Genomic DNA, 17392 nt, shown 5'->3' with positions numbered 1-17392 from the left:
TTCGCCTCTTTTGTTCTAATATTTTATATTTTAATCGTTAAAAAAATGCTTTACTGCTTTTCCATTTAAATAATTAAATAATCTTCCTTGATATTGATTATTTTTTTTCATCTCTTCTTCTATTTCATCTCTAATTTTCCACCAACTCATATTCCAATTAACAAATAAAGTATTTTCCTTAGGAGCCCTTCCTATAAGCCTTTGTACTATAATATTAGGGTCAAGATGTTCTAAAAAAGCTATTACTCTATTTTTATATTCTTCTACTGATATCATATCAAACTCATTATTTTTAAATTGATTTCCCATTTCTGTATTATTAACAATATAAAGAGAATGTAGCTTAACTTGATCTATAGAAAGTGCTGATAATATTTTTGCATTTTCTATTACATCATCATAAGTATCCCACGGAAGATTCAAAATTAAATGAATACATATTTCAAAATTATATTTTTTTATCATAAGTACTGCATCAATAAATTCTCCTAAAGTATGTCCTCTATTAATTTTTAAAAGAGAATGATAATTAACTGTTTGAAGTCCTAATTCTATTAAAATATCTATATTATATTTAGATTTTATTTCATTCAAAAATTCAAGATATTCTTTCCTTATACAATCTGGTCTAGTTGAAATAGCAATTTGAACTATATCCTCTTCTATAGCTTCTTTTATAAATGTTTTAAAAATGGATAAAGACATATAAGTATTAGTAAAATTTTGAAAATAAGCTATAAATTTTTTTGCTTTGTATTTTTCACCTATATATTTTTTATTTCTTTTTATTTGTTCAGAAACAGTAATTAAATTAGATAAATTTTCAAATCCTGTTCCTTCTTCACCACAAAAAGTACATCCTCCATATCCAATGACTCCATCTCTATTAGGACAAGAAACAGGCAAATTAATAGGAAGTTTATAAACTTTTTCACCATATTTTTCTTTTAAATAATCTGAATATTTTCTGTAAATATGATATTTTTTTAACATATTTTCCTCCATTTAAATTTAAATTACTATTATGTTAACATTATATTTAAATTTCAAGTTATTACAAAATATCTTTTAAATAAAAATTCCCTATAGATATTATCTATAAGGAAATTTATACCCTAATATAATCGCCGAGACTTTTCCAAATATAAAAGTTTTTCTTTTATATCTAATCCTCCTCTATATCCTACTAAATTACCTTTTGATCCAATAACTCTATGACAAGGTATAATTATAGATATTGGATTTTTATTATTTGCCATACCTACCGCTCTTGAAGCTTTAGGATTATTTATCTTTTTAGCTATATCTTTATAACTACAAGTTTGACCATAAGGAATTTCTTGCAAAGCTTTCCAAACTTTTAGTTGAAATTCTGTTCCTTCTAAGCTTAAAGGCAAATCAAAATTTTTTCTTTTTCTTTTAAAATATTCTTCCAACTGCTTTCTACATATTTTTAATAATCTCGTTTCATTTATTTTAAAATGTAAATCAGGAATATATTCTCCAAATTTAAGATGTGTAATAGAATTCCCATTTTCTACGATTGTTATTTTTCCAACTAATGTATCATAATAAAAAACATTATACATCTTATCCCTCTTTATTTATAACAAATTTTTATATAATTTTTCAAAACATTTTTAAGTAAATATGGAATTTTACATGGAAAACTGTAATTATAATAAAATAAGATAATACAGTCTTTTACCAACTTCGACTGCTTCCTCCTCCACCAGAGGAACCTCCTCCACCCATAAATCCTCCACCAGAGGAACCTCCTCCTCGGCCACCTCGGCGATTATTAAATATAGAACTCCACAAAAATATTTCAAAAAAGAAATTAGTAAACCTTCCTTTAAAAAATATTAAATCCAATATTATGACAATAATTATAAAAATTACAATTCTTGTACTGTCTGATGCTTCGTCTTCTAAATTTTCTATATCTTCTAAATTCGATGTAATTTCTACTCCATATTCTTTAGCAACTTCTATAACCAAAGCTTGATATGTTGCTAAAATTCCTTTATCATACTCTTCTTCTGATAAATATGGAATAAGATAATTATCTTGTATTCTTCCCGTTTTACCATCTGGCAAAGCTCCTTCCAATCCATATCCAACTTCAATTTTTGATTCTCTTTCATTTGTAGATATTAATAATAAAACTCCATTATTTTGATTTTCTTGTCCTATTCCCCATTCTCTAAATAATTTAAGAGAATATTCTTCAATGGATACTTCCTGAAGACTATCAATAATAACTACTAATATTTGTGCTCCTGTTTTTTCTTCTAATTCTTCTCCTAGCTTTTGTATTTTTTGTACTGTATCGGTATTTACAACTCCCACAAAGTCATTAACATAATTTTTTGTTGGCGTAGGAAGTGTTATATCTGCATTAATTAAATTTATTCCACCCAATACCCATATTATAATTCCAAGCAATAAAATATTAATTTTTTTCATATTATCCCGTCCTGTTTTCAAATTTACTATAACTATTAAAATTCAACTTTTGGGACCTCTTTACTACTTTCATCAGCTTGGAAATATTCTCTTTCATTATATCCAAATAAATTTGCAATAATATTAGTCGGAAATCTTTTTATTTTAGTATTATAAACTTGTACTGCATCATTATAATCTTTTCTTGCTACTGCAATTCGATTTTCTGTTCCTGCTAATTCATCTTGTAACGCAATAAAATTTTCATTTGATTTTAACGTAGGATAAGATTCACTTAAAGCTAATAATCTACTCAAAGCACTAGATAATTCATCATTTGCTCTAGCCGCTTCATCTACTCCAGTTGCTCCTATAAGTTTAGACCTTGCTTCGGCAATTGCAGTAAAAATTTCTTGTTCTTGAGCAGCATAACCTTTTACAGTTTCTACTAGATTAGGAATTAAATCTGCTCTTCTTTGAAGATTATTTTCTACTTGACTCCATTTTCCATCTATATCTTCATTTAATACAACTAAATTATTATAACTTGTAACAATTCCAAATCCTATTATAAATATAAATAATACAACAACCCCTAAAATAATAAATCCTGATTTTGACCTTTGCATAATTATCTCCTTTCTAATACATACTTATAATTTTATTATACAATTATTTTTATAATTTTTAAAAGTCACGTTTTAAATTTACATAAATATAATATCCAATTATTATAAACTTATCTATTCTATAAAAATTATTCTATTGTTTATATCTTAACAAATAAATTTTTAAACTTATAATATATTTTATACTTTTTTTTATTAAATACTCAATCTATAACTTATATTTCAATATAAATATATTATAATATAGGATGCCCACAATAAGGACAGAATTTAAAATCTGTGTTAAGTTCCAAACCACAATTAGGGCAGAATTTCTGAACATTATTATATAACATTTTAACATCTTTATTATCAATTTCTACATTTTCTCCATTTTCAATTTTCCTTGCTACTTCTTCATTTATTTCAACCATTTTTTTACAACACGATGTTGTTATATAATATTGAATATTCCATTTAAATATAGGTATAAAAAATATATGAAAATAATTATATGATTTTATAAGTCTATAATTACCTAAAGCTTCACAAACAGGACAAATTGTATTTTTTTTAATCGATATTTCTTTTTGTTTTTGTTCAATTCCAAATATTCCTATAAAAAACATAAGCTCCTCCTTCTTTTATTAATCAATTATAAAAAATTATGTTCAATACCTTATGTTTATTTAAAATTATATCACAATCTATGAAATAAATTTATTTTATTTTTAAACTTTTTTATTTTACACATCCTATAAATTAAAAACATACTATAATGATATAACATTATGAAAGGAGTTAGGAATATGTATAATTTTCATGGTCAATATCCTGGATATTCTAATATTCCACAACATAATTATCCTTATAACATGTATAAGCCCTATCCTTATCCCTACTATCCTTCAATGTATAATTATAATCATCCTAAATACTCTATTCAAATCAAAGACTATGGTCCAGAACCTTTTGTGATTAATATTAATGAAGCCACTAAACAAAATAATAACTTTCGTACTACTTTATGGACAGGAGAACATCTACAAATTACATTAATGAGTATCAACCCTGGAGAAGATATAGGTTTAGAAATACATCCTAATATTGACCAATTTATAAGAATTGAACAAGGAGAAGGAATTGTTAAAATGGGTAATACGAAATACAATTTAAATTTTCAAGAAAAACTTTTTGATGATTATGCATTAGTTATTCCTGCCGGCAAATGGCATAATATAATAAATACTGGCAATATTCCTATGAAATTATATTCCATCTATGCACCTCCAGAACATCCTTGGGGAACAATCCATAAAACTAAGGCTGAAGCTGAAGCAGATGAAAAAACTCATTGCTATTAATTTAATTAAAGCATTTGCTTTCCTTTGGGAGAGTAAATGCTTTAATTTATATTATTTTATAATTGAATTAAAATACTTTTTAGGAGAATCATTAGTAAAACTTCCATCAGAAAATAATATATCTTTTTTTATTTTAATTTGGACTTTATTTAATATTTTTATTAAATCATATCTTTCTTTTTCATCTATAATAAATTCTACTCCATATTTATATAAATTGTCATCTATTTCCTCTAACCAAGCAAGTTGTCCATTTACTTTAATTGTTTTTTCTATTAGTTCTGTTGTAAATTGTATAATAAAATATTTTTCAACAGGTAATTTTATATTTGATATAAAACATAATCCTCCTGGTCCAATATTTTGTACTAATACTTTAGTATTTCCTACTTTTACTTTTTTACCTTTTATTTCTTTAATAGTTAAGTTTGCTTCTAATAATTTGAAAAATTTAACTCTAAAAAATCTTCTTCTTTCTGTACGAGAAGTTATTTTTAAATTATTAACTATTACAGGGTTGCATTTCCCTTTATATAGAAGTTTTTCAAATGTTTCTACATCAACTGGTTTACTATATAAAAATCCTTGTCCTACAATACAATTTAATTCTCTTAAATAATTTAATTGTTCCCATGTTTCTATTCCTTTAGCAGCTGACTTAATTTTAAGTTTTTTAACCATATTAATAATGGTACTAGTAATTATATTGCTTGTTTTATCTAATACACAATTTTTTATAAAAGATTTATCTATTTTTAAAATATCAATATCAAATAAATTCAAATATGACAGAGAAGAAAATCCTGTCCCAAAATCATCAATAGCTATTTCTATTCCCAACTCTCTAAGCTTTTTAATATCAGAAATTATTTTATTAGTTTGTTTTATAATTGTATTTTCTGTAATTTCTATTATTAAAAAATGAGGATCTAATTCAAATTCATTAATAATAGTTTTTATATGCTCTACAAAATTGCTTTCTAAAAATTGTACACTTGAAACATTTATAGATACTTTTATTTCAGGAAGACCTTTTTTTATCCATTGTTTATAATTATAGCATACTTCTCTTAATACCCACTCTCCAATATCTACAATTACTCCTGTCTCTTCTGCTAAAGGAATAAAATCATTGGGTGATACAATCCCCCAATCTGGATGTTCCCATCTAATTAATGCTTCTCCTGCTAATATTTTATGATTTTTAAGATTTACTATGGGTTGATAATAAAGTTTTAGTTCTTTTTTTCTCACTGCATGACGCAAATGTGTTCTAATTAAATACTCTTTATAATTTTGTATGTCTAAGTCTGGAGAATAAAACTTTATTTTATTTTTACCTTCCTTTTTAGCTCTAATTAAAATTGAGTTTATTTTCTTTCTCATAGAATGTACATATTTTACATCATCCGGATATATACATGCTCCTATATTTACTGTTACATCTAATTCATACTTTTCTATACTATAAGGGCTTGAAAATAATAAAATTAACTCTTCAGCAATTTTTCTATAATCTTCATGTTTTTTTAATCCCTTTATTATAAGACCAAATTGATCATACGCAATTCTACTAACAAATATTTCTTCATGTAATTTTGAAAAATCTACTAATTGTTTTGACATTTTTAAAATCAATTTGTTAGCTATTATATCTCCTAAGGAATAACTAATATTTTTTATATTGTCAATATCTACGACTATAAGAGCAAATGTAGTATTTTCTTTATTACTTAATTTACATTCAATTTCTAATTGCTTATTTAAATAATTATGGTCTGGAAGCCCTGTTGGTCTATCATATGTAAAAATATAATTTTTTTGCTCTTCTTTTTTTATTGAATTTGTAATATCTCTAAAATTAATTACAATTCCTTCTATAGTAGGCTCATTAATTAAATTTTTGATTCTTACATCTAAATAAATCTTTTTCCCTAAGTTATTATTAAAAGAAATAAGTTCTTGAATTACTTTATTAGGAAATTGTATAGCATCTTTTATCATTTTTTTTAATATACTTAAATGATATCCTCTATGAAAATCATATATATTTTTACCTATCAAATCTTCTGGCTTATATCCCATAACTTTTTCAGATATTCCATTTATATATTTTATATTTCCATCTAAATCTATTATTTCTAAAATATCATTTGTTTCTTTTATAAGAATTTTATATATATCATTTTTTTTATTTATATCTTCTTTTTCATTTTTAATTTCTAATGCTTTCAATGATTTTTCTTTAGTTTCTTTAAATAATTTATCCTTTGTAAGCTCCATATCCAGTCCTCCTATTATAAATATCAAATAGTATTAATAAATAGTATAAAAGAACTATTGTTTTGATACATAAGACCTATATTTAATATATGTTATCTCTTTTTTAGATATTTTTCAACATTTTTAGACAAAAAATATAATATTCTTACTACAAAAACACAAAAAATCCCGTATATGAGTACGGGATTTTTTGTAATTATTACTTATAATACTAAAGAAGGAGCTGTATATATTCTCGATTTCATTTCATTATCTAACATATATAGTCCTTTAGAATCTCCTGCAAATAAATCATATTTTTTTAAATTATCATCTGCATTTTTTTCTTCTTCTCCTTGTTCTTTTATAAACCAATCTAGAAATTGCATTGTACGATAATCTTTAATCTTATATGCTTCATCATATATATTATTTATAAAGCTTGTTATTTGCTGTTCATGTTCTAAGGAATTTACTAAAGGTTCTCTAAAATTATTATATTTTATATTAGGCGCATCAACTTTTTTCAAAACAATGGACTCTCCATTATTTAATAAATATTGCCTATATAACATGGCATGATCTCTTTCCTCTTGAGTTTGAATATAAAACCAATTTTCAAAACCATTTAAATTATTTTCAGCATAATAATTTGCCATATCTAAATATAAGTATGCAGAATATAACTCCCTATTTAACTGTTCATTTAATAAATTTACTATATTTTTATTTAACATATTTATCATCCTTTTCTAAATTAATATTTTATATTTTTATTTTAACCACATTTATATTGTTTTAATAAATCTATTACATCATCTTCGTCAAGAGGCTTACTAAATAAATATCCTTGTACCATATCACAATTATGTGCAATTAAATATTTTTTCTGTTCTTCATATTCAACTCCTTCTGCTATAACATAATGTCCTAATCTATGAGCCATAGAAATAATATCGCCTATAACAGATTTATCATTATCAGTATATAATAATTTATTAATAAAATATTTATCAATTTTTAAACAATTTACTTGTAATTCACTTTCGTAAGCAAAAGAAGAATATCCTGTCCCAAAATCATCAATGGTAATCTTTATTCCTAATTTTTTAAGTTTTTTTAGCTTTTTATTTATAACATTATAATTACCAGCAAAAATGGTTTCTGTTATTTCGATACCAAAATTAGATGGGTTAATTTTGGTATCTTCTAAAATATCAATTATTTCATTAATAAATTCATCTCTAATTAACTGAAGACCTGACACATTAGCAAAAATTTTTACATCATTAAATCCTAATGATTCAAGTTTTTTTTAAAAATATACATATATTATAAATAATTTTTTTACCTAGAGGAATAATTAACTGAGTTTCTTCAGCTATGGGAATAAATTCCATTGGAGATACATATCCTAGTTTATGACTATTTAAACGTACCAAAGCTTCAAGACTTTCTATTTTATTATTTTTTAAATTAATAATAGGTTGATATTGTAAATAAAAATAGTCTTTTGAATTTGGTTTTAATAAATTCATTAGAGATTCTTTTATTTCTTTTTCTCTAGTAATTTCTAATTCTAGGTCCTTATCAAAAAATCTATATCCAAAGATTTTATTTTCATCAATTCGTTCTGCAACAGTTGACACATGTTTTATAATATTTTCTGCATCATAATTAAATTTATTAATCTCTATAATTCCAATTCCTACACCTACAATATTTAAAATTTGATCGGAACTTATTATTTCTATGATTTTTTCACAAAAATCTACTAATTCTTTACTATCATTATATTTAATAATATAGAAAGCTAATCTTTCAAAAGATATCTGATATAAATTACAATGTTCTGTAACTAGCTTAGACAATTTTATAGTAAGTTCTTTAATTATTGATTCGCATAAATTATATCCATAAGTTAAATTAATATTGTTTATTTTTTTTAAATTAAGAAGAACAATGGCTTTATTCTCTTTTGTTTTTAAATCTCTTTTTATTATATTTTCAAGATATCTTCGATTATACAAATTAGTAAGAAAATCTATCTCATTTATATGTTTAAGTTTTATCTCCTGTTCTTTTTTTATAGTAATATCTTGAATAATACAAATATGATTAAAATCTTTATTTTTACCGAATTTGATTGGAGAAATTGTCATATCTACCCAAGTAATACTTCCATCAGGTTTAATATATCTTTGTTGCATGGAATAACCATTTATTTTTTTTTGTAAAAATTCATTATACTTTTTAATATCTTCTTGTAAATCTTTAGGATGAATAATTTTTTCCCATCCATACTTAATTAGCTCTTCTTTTTTTCTTCCCATAATTTGTTCAAATTTTGAATTCATCATTAATATATTAGAGTCATCATTTAAATTAAATCTATTTTCTGAAAATATAGCTATTCCAAGCGGAACTTGGTCTAATAAAGTATCTAAAGTTAAATTACTTTCATTTAATTTTTCTGCTAAAATTTTTTCTGCTTTTAACAATTTAACATGAATACTTATTCTAGTTTTTAAAGCTTCTAAATGAACAGGTTTCCTTATATAATCTATTGCCCCTAATTTTAATCCTTTTATTTCTTTATCTGTTTCATCATAGTTAGTTAAAATAATAATTCTTATATTCTTAAATCTTTTGTCAGATTTTAATACTTCTAATAATTTAAATCCATCTAATACAGGCATATTTAAATCAAGAATAATTAAGTCAATATCTGAATGTTCTTCTAGTATTTTTAAAGCTTCTTTACCATTTTTAGCTGTCACAGTATCATATTCTTTTAATATGTCATTAATAATTATAAGATCTGTACTAGAATCATCTACAATTAAAATCTTAGTATTCATACCTACCCTCCTTTAATATTTTTACTTCCAACCATTGCTTTATTTACTCCTTCTTTCTAAAATTTCTTCAAGTAATTTAGAAAATGTTTCTTTAAATTCTCTATAAAATAAATTTATATTTTCTTTGTCATTTTCTTTTAATGCTTTTTGAAATTTAACACAAAGTTCATGTACCTTCTTTGCCCCAATACTAGCTGAACTACTTTTTATTTTATGAATAATTTGTTCTGCTTCAAAATAATTATTGTTATTTATAGTCTTTTCCAACTTTTCTATAACATTAATATTTTCTTTATAATATTCATCTAACACTTTATTATAAAGTTCTATATTATTCCCTAAATTTTTTATTCCTGATATTTCATCAAGAATATGTTTATTAAAATGATTTTGATTGAGTATACTTTTGATTTTTTGTATAAAATATTCGGGATCAAAAGGTTTACTTATATAATTATAAATCCCATTTTTTTCACATTCTTCTTTAACTCCATTAACCACATCAGCAGTCATAGCCACAATAGGTACTGTCTTTGATAATTTTCTAATTGCTTTTGATGCCTCATATCCATTCATAACTGGCATATGTAAATCCATTAAAATCAAATCTATTGTATTATAATATTCTTTAAAAAGCTTAATACCTTGTTCTCCATCATTTGCAATTATTACATTTATTCCCATTTGTTCAAGAAGTGAACTTGCTATTAGTTGATTAGTCTGATTATCTTCAACTAATAAAACTGTATAAGACCCATCTAGTGGTTTATTATTTTTTTCAATCATTCTATAACTTTGATTTGCTGCTACAACTTTTAACTTAAATATTTCTAATATTGCATTAAATAATATGGAAGGAATAACTGGCTTCCCTATCCCAAAATCTATTTCATGCTTTTCCAATCTATCAAAAAGGTCTTCTCGCATTATTGGAAGCATCATAATAATTTTAGGCAATTTAGGAATATTTTTATTCTTTTTAATGCAATCAACAAATCTAAATCCTCCTCCTATAGGAGTTTCATAATCAATAATTACTAAATCAAAAGGTTTGGAAAATTTTCCCGTAGTAGATTCTAGCATACTAAGTGCACTTGTCTCTGATGTTGTAAGCTCACATTCTATTCCAAATGTTCTTAAATAATTAGCTATTATGTTCATATTAGAAGTATTTTTTTCTAATATAAGTATTTTAATATTTTTAAAATGCTCTTTAGATATGGATGCTTTATATTCTAATTCTTTTTTTTCGTCTAAATTTAAAGATAATCTAACAATAAAAGTAGAGCCTTCTCCTTCTGTACTATAAACTTTAATTTCTCCATTCATCATATCAACAAAATTTTTTACAATGGACAATCCTAAACCAGTTCCTCCAAATTTTCTACTAATACTAACATCTGCTTGAGTAAATGGGGTAAATAGTTTATTTATTTGTTCCTGTGTCATTCCTATTCCCGTATCTTTTATAATAAATGAAAGATGATATTTACTACCTTCTTTAGCAATTAATCTTATCTCTAATGAAACTTCTCCTTTTTCTGTAAATTTAATCGCATTATTTAATAAGTTTAAAAGAATTTGTTCTATTCTTTTTTCATCTCCTATAAACCAATTAGGAATTAAAGGATCTTTTGATAAATTTAACCCTATTTTTTTTTCATCAATCTTATAAGAAACAATATTAATTACATCATAAATTAATTTATCTAAATCAAAAGATATATATTCTAATTCGACTTTTCCAGCTTCAATCTTAGAAAAATCAAGAATATCATTAACTATAGATAACATATTAGATGAAGATTGAATAATTCTATCTATATACATTTTTTGAGTAAGATTTATCTTTGTCTTCTTTAACAAATATGTCATACCAATAATGGCATTAAGCGGAGTTCTTATTTCATGAGACATCCTTGCTAGAAAACTAGATTTAAATTGATTTGCCTTTTCTGCTTCTTTTTTCGCTATTTCTAAATCTTCTTGTATTTTTTTTCTCTTTTCTATTTCTTTTTTTAAACGAATTATCCAATAAGAGGAGATTATTAATGCTATTACTACAATTCCTCCTATAATAAGTATTGCCTTTATTATTTCTTTATAATTATTTTCTGTATTTAAATCTATCCATTTATTAATAATAGATATTTTTTCTTCTTCTGTTATAGCATCTATTGCCTTATTTATAATACTAATTAATTCTGGCCAATCCTTACGTACTGCAATATGAATACCCTGTTCTTCTTCTTGTTCAAAAGCAACAAATTTTAAATTTGTTAAAGCATTTGAACGTATAATATAATTAGTTGTAGCTAAATTTCCTACAAAAAAATCTTCCGTTCCACTAGCTACTGCAGTTAATGCTTCTTCTACAGAATTATATAAACTAAGATTAATTTTGGGATATGATAAAAGATAACTATGATGGGAACTATTTTTTTGTACTGCAACTGTTTTCCCCTGTAAATCTTGAATTCCACTAATTCTTTTTGTATCTCTTACCACAATTACCCTTTTAAAATTATAATAAGGTTTCGAAAAAAGAAAATGGTTTTCTCTTTCTTCCGTTTTTGAAATAGCAGCAAGAACATCAATATTACCCTCAAGAGCTTCTTCATAAGCTTCTACCCAAGTTAATCCTTCCATAACTTTAAATTTTAATCCAGTTTTTTTACTAATCATATTTAAATAATCTGATGCTATTCCTTTATACCTTCCATCTTTATCAATAAATTCAAAAGGTACAAACTTTGGGTCAATACCTACACGTATTACAGGATTTTCATTAATAAATTTTATTTCATTATCTGTTAATTCGATATTAGAATCCCAAACTACGGCTTGAATATTATTAAATAAAAAAAAATGAAATAAAATTATAAACAAACCTATAGTAAAAAAACTACATTTACGCATAATTCCCCCAAATTATTTATTTTTTATATAGTATTTATTTACAATTATTATTAAAATATATTTATAATTTTCTAAATAATATTATTAAGTATATTGTATGAATTCTTAAATATTATGTCAATAAAATACTTTAATATAATATTAAAAATTTTAAAATTTATATGGAAATTATAATCCCCTATCTGTTACATTAACTCATATTTTAAATAATTATGTACTCTATTAATAGTTGCAGGATTTACTAAAAAAGCTTTTGCTGCTATTATTAGCTCAATGGCTTGTTCTTTAATCACTTGTTTACTTGCTATTGTCTTTGGCAAAATATTTAATATTCATGGAGCTGTTATGCAATGGTCAGAGGCTTTATTATATGCTGGATTTATAAATCTTAACTTAACCAATATTTTTCAAGCTGGAATTTATCTTGCATGTTCTGGAGCTATAATGGATTTAGCAATTGACATATCTTCTGCATTAGAAGAAATTAAATTAAATAGCCCTAATATATCAAAAAAAGATTTAATAATATCTGGAATTATATATGAAAAACAAAATTTATTTAATCATGATATATAATAAAAATCTTAATTACGGATTAAAGTAATATAAATTTATAATCCGTAATTAAGATTTTTTATTTTTTAAATAGTATGCATATATTTTTCTGCTTCATACCAAGGAACTATAAATGAAGTTCCTTTAGAACAAAAAATTGATGAAGATGTATTTTCTAAATCTTTATCTTTATCATACCCAATTTTTTTAATAACTTCTTCTGCAATTTCACATATATCATATCCATCAAATAATAAACTAATACTTCCTTTTCCTTTTGTAAAAGAAGCAAATTCAGATGCATATTCCATAAAAGTTTCAACTGGCCCTCTCCCTTTAATATATACATTTTCGCCAGTTTGTACAGGAGGATTACAAGTTCCTCTTAATCTTTGTATATCAGAAAGTACTCTTCCTAAAAATTTTTCTTCTATATAAATTTCAAAAACGTAAAATGGTTCTAATAATACAGACTCTGCCTTTTCAAGTCCTTGTCTTATTGCTCTATAAGTAGCTTCTCTAAAATCTCCTCCATCTGTATGTTTTATGTGAGCCCGTCCATTTTGTAAAATAACTTTTATATCTGTTATAGGAGAACCGGTTAATACCCCTTTATGTATTTTTTCAAAAACATGAGTCTCTACTGCTCTTTGATAATTTAGTGGTAAATCATCTACTGAACACTCATTTTCAAAAGTAATACCACTCCCACGAAAATTAGGCTCTAATCTTAACTGTACTTCTGCATAGTGTCTAAGGGGTTCGAAATGTCCATATCCAACTACCGGCGAGGCAATAGTTTCTCTATATTGTACTTTAGGTTTTTCAAAAGAAATTGCTATATTAAATCTTGATAACATTATTTGTTCTAAAACTTCTAACTGGATTTTACCCATTACACTAATTATTATTTCTTTTGTATCTTTTAAATAAGATACAGATAACATAGGGTCTTCTTCTTCTAATATTTTTAATTTTTCCATGCATATATTTATATCTGTTCCATCTAAAATATTAATCTTAGACTGAAGTGCAGGAATTAAATGATATTTTTCTTGTACATTAACAATTTCTTCTTTTTTTAAAGTATATCCACATTTAGGAGTTTTTAATCCTGTTACAGCAAATATTTCTCCAGCAAAAGCAATCTGCTTACTTTTGTATTTCTTACCATCATATACTCTAATTTCATTGACTTTTTCTATAAAACTTTTATTATTTTGTTTAAAGTTAAATTCATCTTTAATCTGTATTTTCCCAGATAATGCCTTTATAAATGTCAATCTATTGCCTTTATCATCGTACCTTATTTTATAAACCTTTCCTATAAAAGAATCTTTCTCTGATTCTTTATAATAAGTTTCTGAAAGCATTGAAAAAATTTCCAAAAATTCTCTATTCCTTTTCCTTTTAAAGCAGAACCTTTCATAACTGGAAAACATGATTGTCTTTTAATTAAATCTTTTAAAACTTTTTTTAAATTATCCACAGAATAATTATCATTTAAGTAAATCTCTAGAAATTCTTCATCTCTTTCTGCTGCAAATTCTACAAGTTCTACATTTAACTCAATAATATCTTTATAAGAATTAATATATAAAATATCCTTTGTTAATTTATTTTTTATATCTTTTAATATACCTTCTAAACTAAAACTTTGTACATCCGATTTATTAATAAATATAAAAGTAGGAATTTTATAAGATTTTAATAACTTAAATAAAGTGTTAGTATGAGCCTGAACTCCCGAAGTACCACTTATAAGTAAAATAGCATAATCTAAAACTTTAATAATACGCTCTGTCTCCGTAGAAAAATCCACATGACCAGGAGTGTCTATAAGATAATATGTATCTTCTTTATAAGTAAAACTACATTGATCAGCAAATATAGTTATACCTTTTGTTTGTTCTATTTCATTAGTGTCCATATGAGACGTCTTATGGTCCACTCTCCCAAGAGTTCTAATACTTCCTGTATAATATAATAATTGTTCTGAAAAAGTTGTTTTCCCTGCATCAACATGGGCAAGAATTCCTATAGTTTTTTTCATAAGCTAATCCCTCTTAGTTGTTTAATTTTTTATATTAAGATTCTATACATCTATCCCTAAAAATTGTTTTACTAAAATTCCAACTATAAACGAAAGAGCTGCTACTGATAAACTAATAGTAGCCATCTCTATAAATCTCTTTTTAAAAGTAAGATCTTTAGCCACAGAAATATAATATGTAAAAGCAAATATAATAATTATAACTGTAAACAACATAATAATAAGAGCAGAAATGAATTGATCATTGGGTAATATTAAATATGGAAGAACTAATAAAATTACAGCAAATATATACATAAGTCCTATATATATAGATGCTTTTAAAGCATTTGTATTTCCTTCAGAACGAGCTGATAAATATTCTGAAGAAGCCATGGATAATGTTGCTGAAATTCCTGTAATTAACCCCGAAAGAGCTACAAGTTTAGTATTTTGCAATGCAAAGCTTATTCCTGCTAAAGTTCCAGTTAATTCTACTAAAGCATCATTTAAACCTAATACCATGGAACCAACATACTGCAATCTTTCTTCATCTAATAAACTAATTAAATCATGTTCATGCTTTTCTTCTTCTTCTTGTATTTTTTTTGCTTCTGGGATTTCTGATGATAATTTTGTATATATTCCTTGAGCATTATGCTCACCTTTTTCCATAATTTTAATAGTAAAAGTATATCCAAAGATAATACTCAGTAAAGTAAATAAAAATACTTTAAATCTATTAGGAGTTAATTTTTTATTAGTATATTTACTCCAAATTTCACTATGTACTCCTTCTTCCCTTCCTATTCTTTGTAATATCTCTCTTTCTGACTTATTTTTTACTCTCCTTGCTAAGTTAAAATAAATAGCTTGTTCTGTTACTTCGCTTTGTTGAAGTTTTAAAATAGTTTTCTTTGTTTCTTTCGATATTATATAACTCATTTCTTTCCTCCTAAAATTATTTTAATACTTTATAATTCCAATATTATGTTTTTATATAAGTTATAGCACCCTTTCTTGTACCAAATATATATTAATGTTATAATTTACATCTGAAAATATTTTTAAATTAAAATTTACAAAGTAAGGAGGTATTAAATTTAATGAAAAGTATAGAAGAACTATTATCAACATATAATTTAAATAATGACAATTTTAAAATTTCTTCTATGATCATATTAATTTTAGCAATAATCTTAATTTATATAATTGCAAATTTTATAACAACAAGAGTATTATTGTCTCTATTATCAAAATTTGTAAAACAAACTAAAATTAAATGGGACGATTATTTATTAAAAAGAAAATTTTTTAGGAGATTAGCCAAAATTATTCCCGGTATAATTACTTATTTAATTTCTCCATTATTTGGGCCTTTTCAAACTCTAATTGAAAAAATTGCTATAATATATATTTTATCAATTAGTATTCTTGTTGTAAACTCTGGTATAGATGCTCTTCACGATATTTATCAGACTTATCCTGTATCAAAACAACGACCTATAAAAGGGATTATACAAGTATTTAAAATTATTTTCTACATAATTATGGGAATTATAATTATCGCATATCTAATTGATAAAGATCCTATAGTGCTTTTAAGTAGTATAGGGGCTCTTACCGCAGTATTCTCTTTAGTATTTAAAGATTCTATTCTTGGATTGGTAGCAGGAATACAATTATCTGCTAATGATATGCTTAGAATTGGAGATTGGATTGAAATGCCTAAATATGGAGCGGATGGAGATGTAATAGATATATCTTTAAATACTGTCAAAGTGCAAAATTTTGATAAAACTATAGTTACAATCCCTTCATATGCTCTTATTTCAGATTCTTTTAAAAACTGGAGAGGAATGCAAGAAGCTGGAGGCCGTCGTATTAAACGTTCTATATATATAGATATAAATAGTATTAAATTATGTTCACCTCAAATGCTTGAAAAATTTAAAAAAATAAATTATTTAACAAATTATATTATGGAAAAAGAAAAAGAAATACAACTCTATGATGAAAGTAATAAAGTTGATAATGAATTATTAATTAATAATACTAATATCACTAATTTAGGAATATTCAGGATATATATAGAAAATTATTTAAAAAATCATCCTAAGGTTCACAAAAAAATGATTCATATGGTAAGACAACTTCCTTCTGGAGAATGTGGATTACCTTTAGAACTTTACTTTTTTGTAAATGATACTAATTGGATTAATTATGAAAACATACAATCTGATATATTTGAGCATATATTTGCCATTGCTGATATATTTGAATTAAAAATATTCCAAAAACCTTCTAGTCACGACCTAAGAAGCTATATTTTAAAATAAAGGA

General features: G+C 24.5%; 15 protein-coding genes and 1 pseudogene. 3 read left to right on the top strand and 13 right to left on the bottom strand.

Going from position 1 to position 17392, the window contains the following annotated elements; genetic code table 11:
- Nucleotides 1-30 precede the first annotated feature (30 nt).
- From OM90_RS02465 to OM90_RS02445, 5 genes are all read right to left on the bottom strand, one after another.
- The gene (locus OM90_RS02465) at nt 31-993 is read right to left on the bottom strand and encodes a TIGR01212 family radical SAM protein (protein WP_058485293.1); all 963 of its coding nucleotides are present in this window, start codon (nt 991-993) and stop codon (nt 31-33) included.
- 122 nt (nt 994-1115) lie between these two features.
- Complete coding sequence (locus tag OM90_RS02460; protein ID WP_058485292.1) at nt 1116-1589, bottom strand: methylated-DNA--[protein]-cysteine S-methyltransferase; 474 nt, start codon at nt 1587-1589, stop codon at nt 1116-1118.
- 115 nt (nt 1590-1704) lie between these two features.
- Nucleotides 1705-2469 (bottom strand): TPM domain-containing protein, encoded by a 765-nt coding sequence (locus tag OM90_RS02455; RefSeq protein WP_058485291.1) that lies wholly within the window; start codon nt 2467-2469, stop codon nt 1705-1707.
- Between the two features lie 35 nt (nt 2470-2504).
- Nucleotides 2505-3077 carry a LemA family protein gene (locus OM90_RS02450; protein ID WP_058485290.1) on the bottom strand — a complete coding sequence of 191 codons (573 nt, stop codon included), beginning with the start codon at nt 3075-3077 and terminating at the stop codon, nt 2505-2507.
- 236 nt (nt 3078-3313) lie between these two features.
- Nucleotides 3314-3685, bottom strand: a complete 372-nt coding sequence (locus OM90_RS02445) for a zinc ribbon domain-containing protein (protein ID WP_058485289.1) — start codon at nt 3683-3685, stop codon at nt 3314-3316.
- A gap of 180 nt (nt 3686-3865) precedes the next feature.
- Here OM90_RS02445 and OM90_RS02440 point away from each other — a divergent pair, with 180 nt between their 5' ends.
- Nucleotides 3866-4420 (top strand): cupin domain-containing protein, encoded by a 555-nt coding sequence (locus tag OM90_RS02440; protein WP_058485288.1) that lies wholly within the window; start codon nt 3866-3868, stop codon nt 4418-4420.
- Nucleotides 4421-4471: 51 nt separating this feature from the next.
- Here the strand turns inward: OM90_RS02440 and OM90_RS02435 are convergent, their stop codons facing one another.
- The 5 genes and pseudogenes from OM90_RS02435 to OM90_RS02415 all read right to left on the bottom strand — a co-directional run bounded on the left by OM90_RS02435 (nt 4472) and on the right by OM90_RS02415 (nt 12462).
- On the bottom strand, nt 4472-6703 hold the full coding sequence (locus OM90_RS02435) for a GGDEF domain-containing phosphodiesterase (protein WP_058485287.1): 2232 nt from the start codon (nt 6701-6703) through the stop codon (nt 4472-4474).
- Between the two features lie 203 nt (nt 6704-6906).
- Nucleotides 6907-7419: a ferritin gene (locus tag OM90_RS02430; protein WP_058485286.1), complete on the bottom strand. Its 513-nt coding sequence runs from the start codon at nt 7417-7419 to the stop codon at nt 6907-6909.
- Nucleotides 7420-7460: 41 nt separating this feature from the next.
- A pseudogene (locus OM90_RS13310) lies at nt 7461-7967 on the bottom strand (EAL domain-containing protein); the annotation flags it as partial.
- Between the two features lie 19 nt (nt 7968-7986).
- The gene (locus OM90_RS02420; RefSeq protein ID WP_058485284.1) at nt 7987-9543 is read right to left on the bottom strand and encodes a response regulator; all 1557 of its coding nucleotides are present in this window, start codon (nt 9541-9543) and stop codon (nt 7987-7989) included.
- 39 nt (nt 9544-9582) lie between these two features.
- Nucleotides 9583-12462, bottom strand: coding sequence for a response regulator (locus OM90_RS02415; protein WP_058485283.1), 2880 nt, complete (start codon nt 12460-12462; stop codon nt 9583-9585).
- A gap of 273 nt (nt 12463-12735) precedes the next feature.
- Between OM90_RS02415 and OM90_RS02410 the strand changes: the two genes are divergently transcribed.
- Nucleotides 12736-13038, top strand: coding sequence for a YibE/F family protein (locus tag OM90_RS02410; protein ID WP_058485282.1), 303 nt, complete (start codon nt 12736-12738; stop codon nt 13036-13038).
- A 65-nt stretch (nt 13039-13103) separates the two neighbouring features.
- Here OM90_RS02410 and OM90_RS02405 read toward each other — a convergent pair whose 3' ends face one another.
- From OM90_RS02405 to OM90_RS02400, 3 genes are read right to left on the bottom strand one after another with little or no spacing between them, the layout of a single operon-like run.
- Nucleotides 13104-14390: a translation factor GTPase family protein gene (locus tag OM90_RS02405; protein WP_330381811.1), complete on the bottom strand. Its 1287-nt coding sequence runs from the start codon at nt 14388-14390 to the stop codon at nt 13104-13106.
- A complete protein-coding gene (locus OM90_RS13345) occupies nt 14342-15070 on the bottom strand; it encodes a GTP-binding protein (RefSeq protein ID WP_330381810.1) in 729 nt (242 codons plus the stop codon). Before OM90_RS13345 ends, OM90_RS02405 begins: the two co-directional genes overlap by 49 nt.
- Before the next feature lie 42 nt (nt 15071-15112).
- A complete protein-coding gene (locus tag OM90_RS02400; RefSeq protein ID WP_058485281.1) occupies nt 15113-15994 on the bottom strand; it encodes a VIT1/CCC1 transporter family protein in 882 nt (293 codons plus the stop codon).
- A gap of 161 nt (nt 15995-16155) precedes the next feature.
- Here OM90_RS02400 and OM90_RS02395 point away from each other — a divergent pair, with 161 nt between their 5' ends.
- A complete protein-coding gene (locus OM90_RS02395; protein WP_058485280.1) occupies nt 16156-17388 on the top strand; it encodes a mechanosensitive ion channel family protein in 1233 nt (410 codons plus the stop codon).
- The last annotated feature ends 4 nt before the right edge of the window (nt 17389-17392 follow it).

This window comes from Defluviitalea phaphyphila (assembly GCF_001466305.1).
GTDB lineage: Bacteria > Bacillota > Clostridia > Lachnospirales > Defluviitaleaceae > Defluviitalea_A > Defluviitalea_A phaphyphila.
Note: the sequence above shows the minus strand (reverse complement) of the source record. Positions and strands in the feature narration are given on the sequence as shown.

Bases quoted from the DNA above. Each gene is read 5' to 3' on its own strand.
- OM90_RS02435 (WP_058485287.1), bottom strand. From the start codon at position 6,703: ATGGAGCTTACAAAGGATAAATTATTTAAAGAAACTAAAGAAAAATCA.
- OM90_RS02410 (WP_058485282.1), top strand. From the start codon at position 12,736: ATGGCTTGTTCTTTAATCACTTGTTTACTTGCTATTGTCTTTGGCAAA.
- OM90_RS02395 (WP_058485280.1), top strand. From the start codon at position 16,156: ATGAAAAGTATAGAAGAACTATTATCAACATATAATTTAAATAATGAC.
- OM90_RS02465 (WP_058485293.1), bottom strand. From the start codon at position 993: ATGTTAAAAAAATATCATATTTACAGAAAATATTCAGATTATTTAAAA.
- OM90_RS02445 (WP_058485289.1), bottom strand. From the start codon at position 3,685: ATGTTTTTTATAGGAATATTTGGAATTGAACAAAAACAAAAAGAAATA.
- OM90_RS02450 (WP_058485290.1), bottom strand. From the start codon at position 3,077: ATGCAAAGGTCAAAATCAGGATTTATTATTTTAGGGGTTGTTGTATTA.
- OM90_RS02455 (WP_058485291.1), bottom strand. From the start codon at position 2,469: ATGAAAAAAATTAATATTTTATTGCTTGGAATTATAATATGGGTATTG.
- OM90_RS02420 (WP_058485284.1), bottom strand. From the start codon at position 9,543: ATGAATACTAAGATTTTAATTGTAGATGATTCTAGTACAGATCTTATA.
- OM90_RS02460 (WP_058485292.1), bottom strand. From the start codon at position 1,589: ATGTATAATGTTTTTTATTATGATACATTAGTTGGAAAAATAACAATC.
- OM90_RS13345 (WP_330381810.1), bottom strand. From the start codon at position 15,070: ATGAAAAAAACTATAGGAATTCTTGCCCATGTTGATGCAGGGAAAACA.
- OM90_RS02440 (WP_058485288.1), top strand. From the start codon at position 3,866: ATGTATAATTTTCATGGTCAATATCCTGGATATTCTAATATTCCACAA.
- OM90_RS02430 (WP_058485286.1), bottom strand. From the start codon at position 7,419: ATGTTAAATAAAAATATAGTAAATTTATTAAATGAACAGTTAAATAGG.
- OM90_RS02415 (WP_058485283.1), bottom strand. From the start codon at position 12,462: ATGCGTAAATGTAGTTTTTTTACTATAGGTTTGTTTATAATTTTATTT.
- OM90_RS02400 (WP_058485281.1), bottom strand. From the start codon at position 15,994: ATGAGTTATATAATATCGAAAGAAACAAAGAAAACTATTTTAAAACTT.
- OM90_RS02405 (WP_330381811.1), bottom strand. From the start codon at position 14,390: ATGCTTTCAGAAACTTATTATAAAGAATCAGAGAAAGATTCTTTTATA.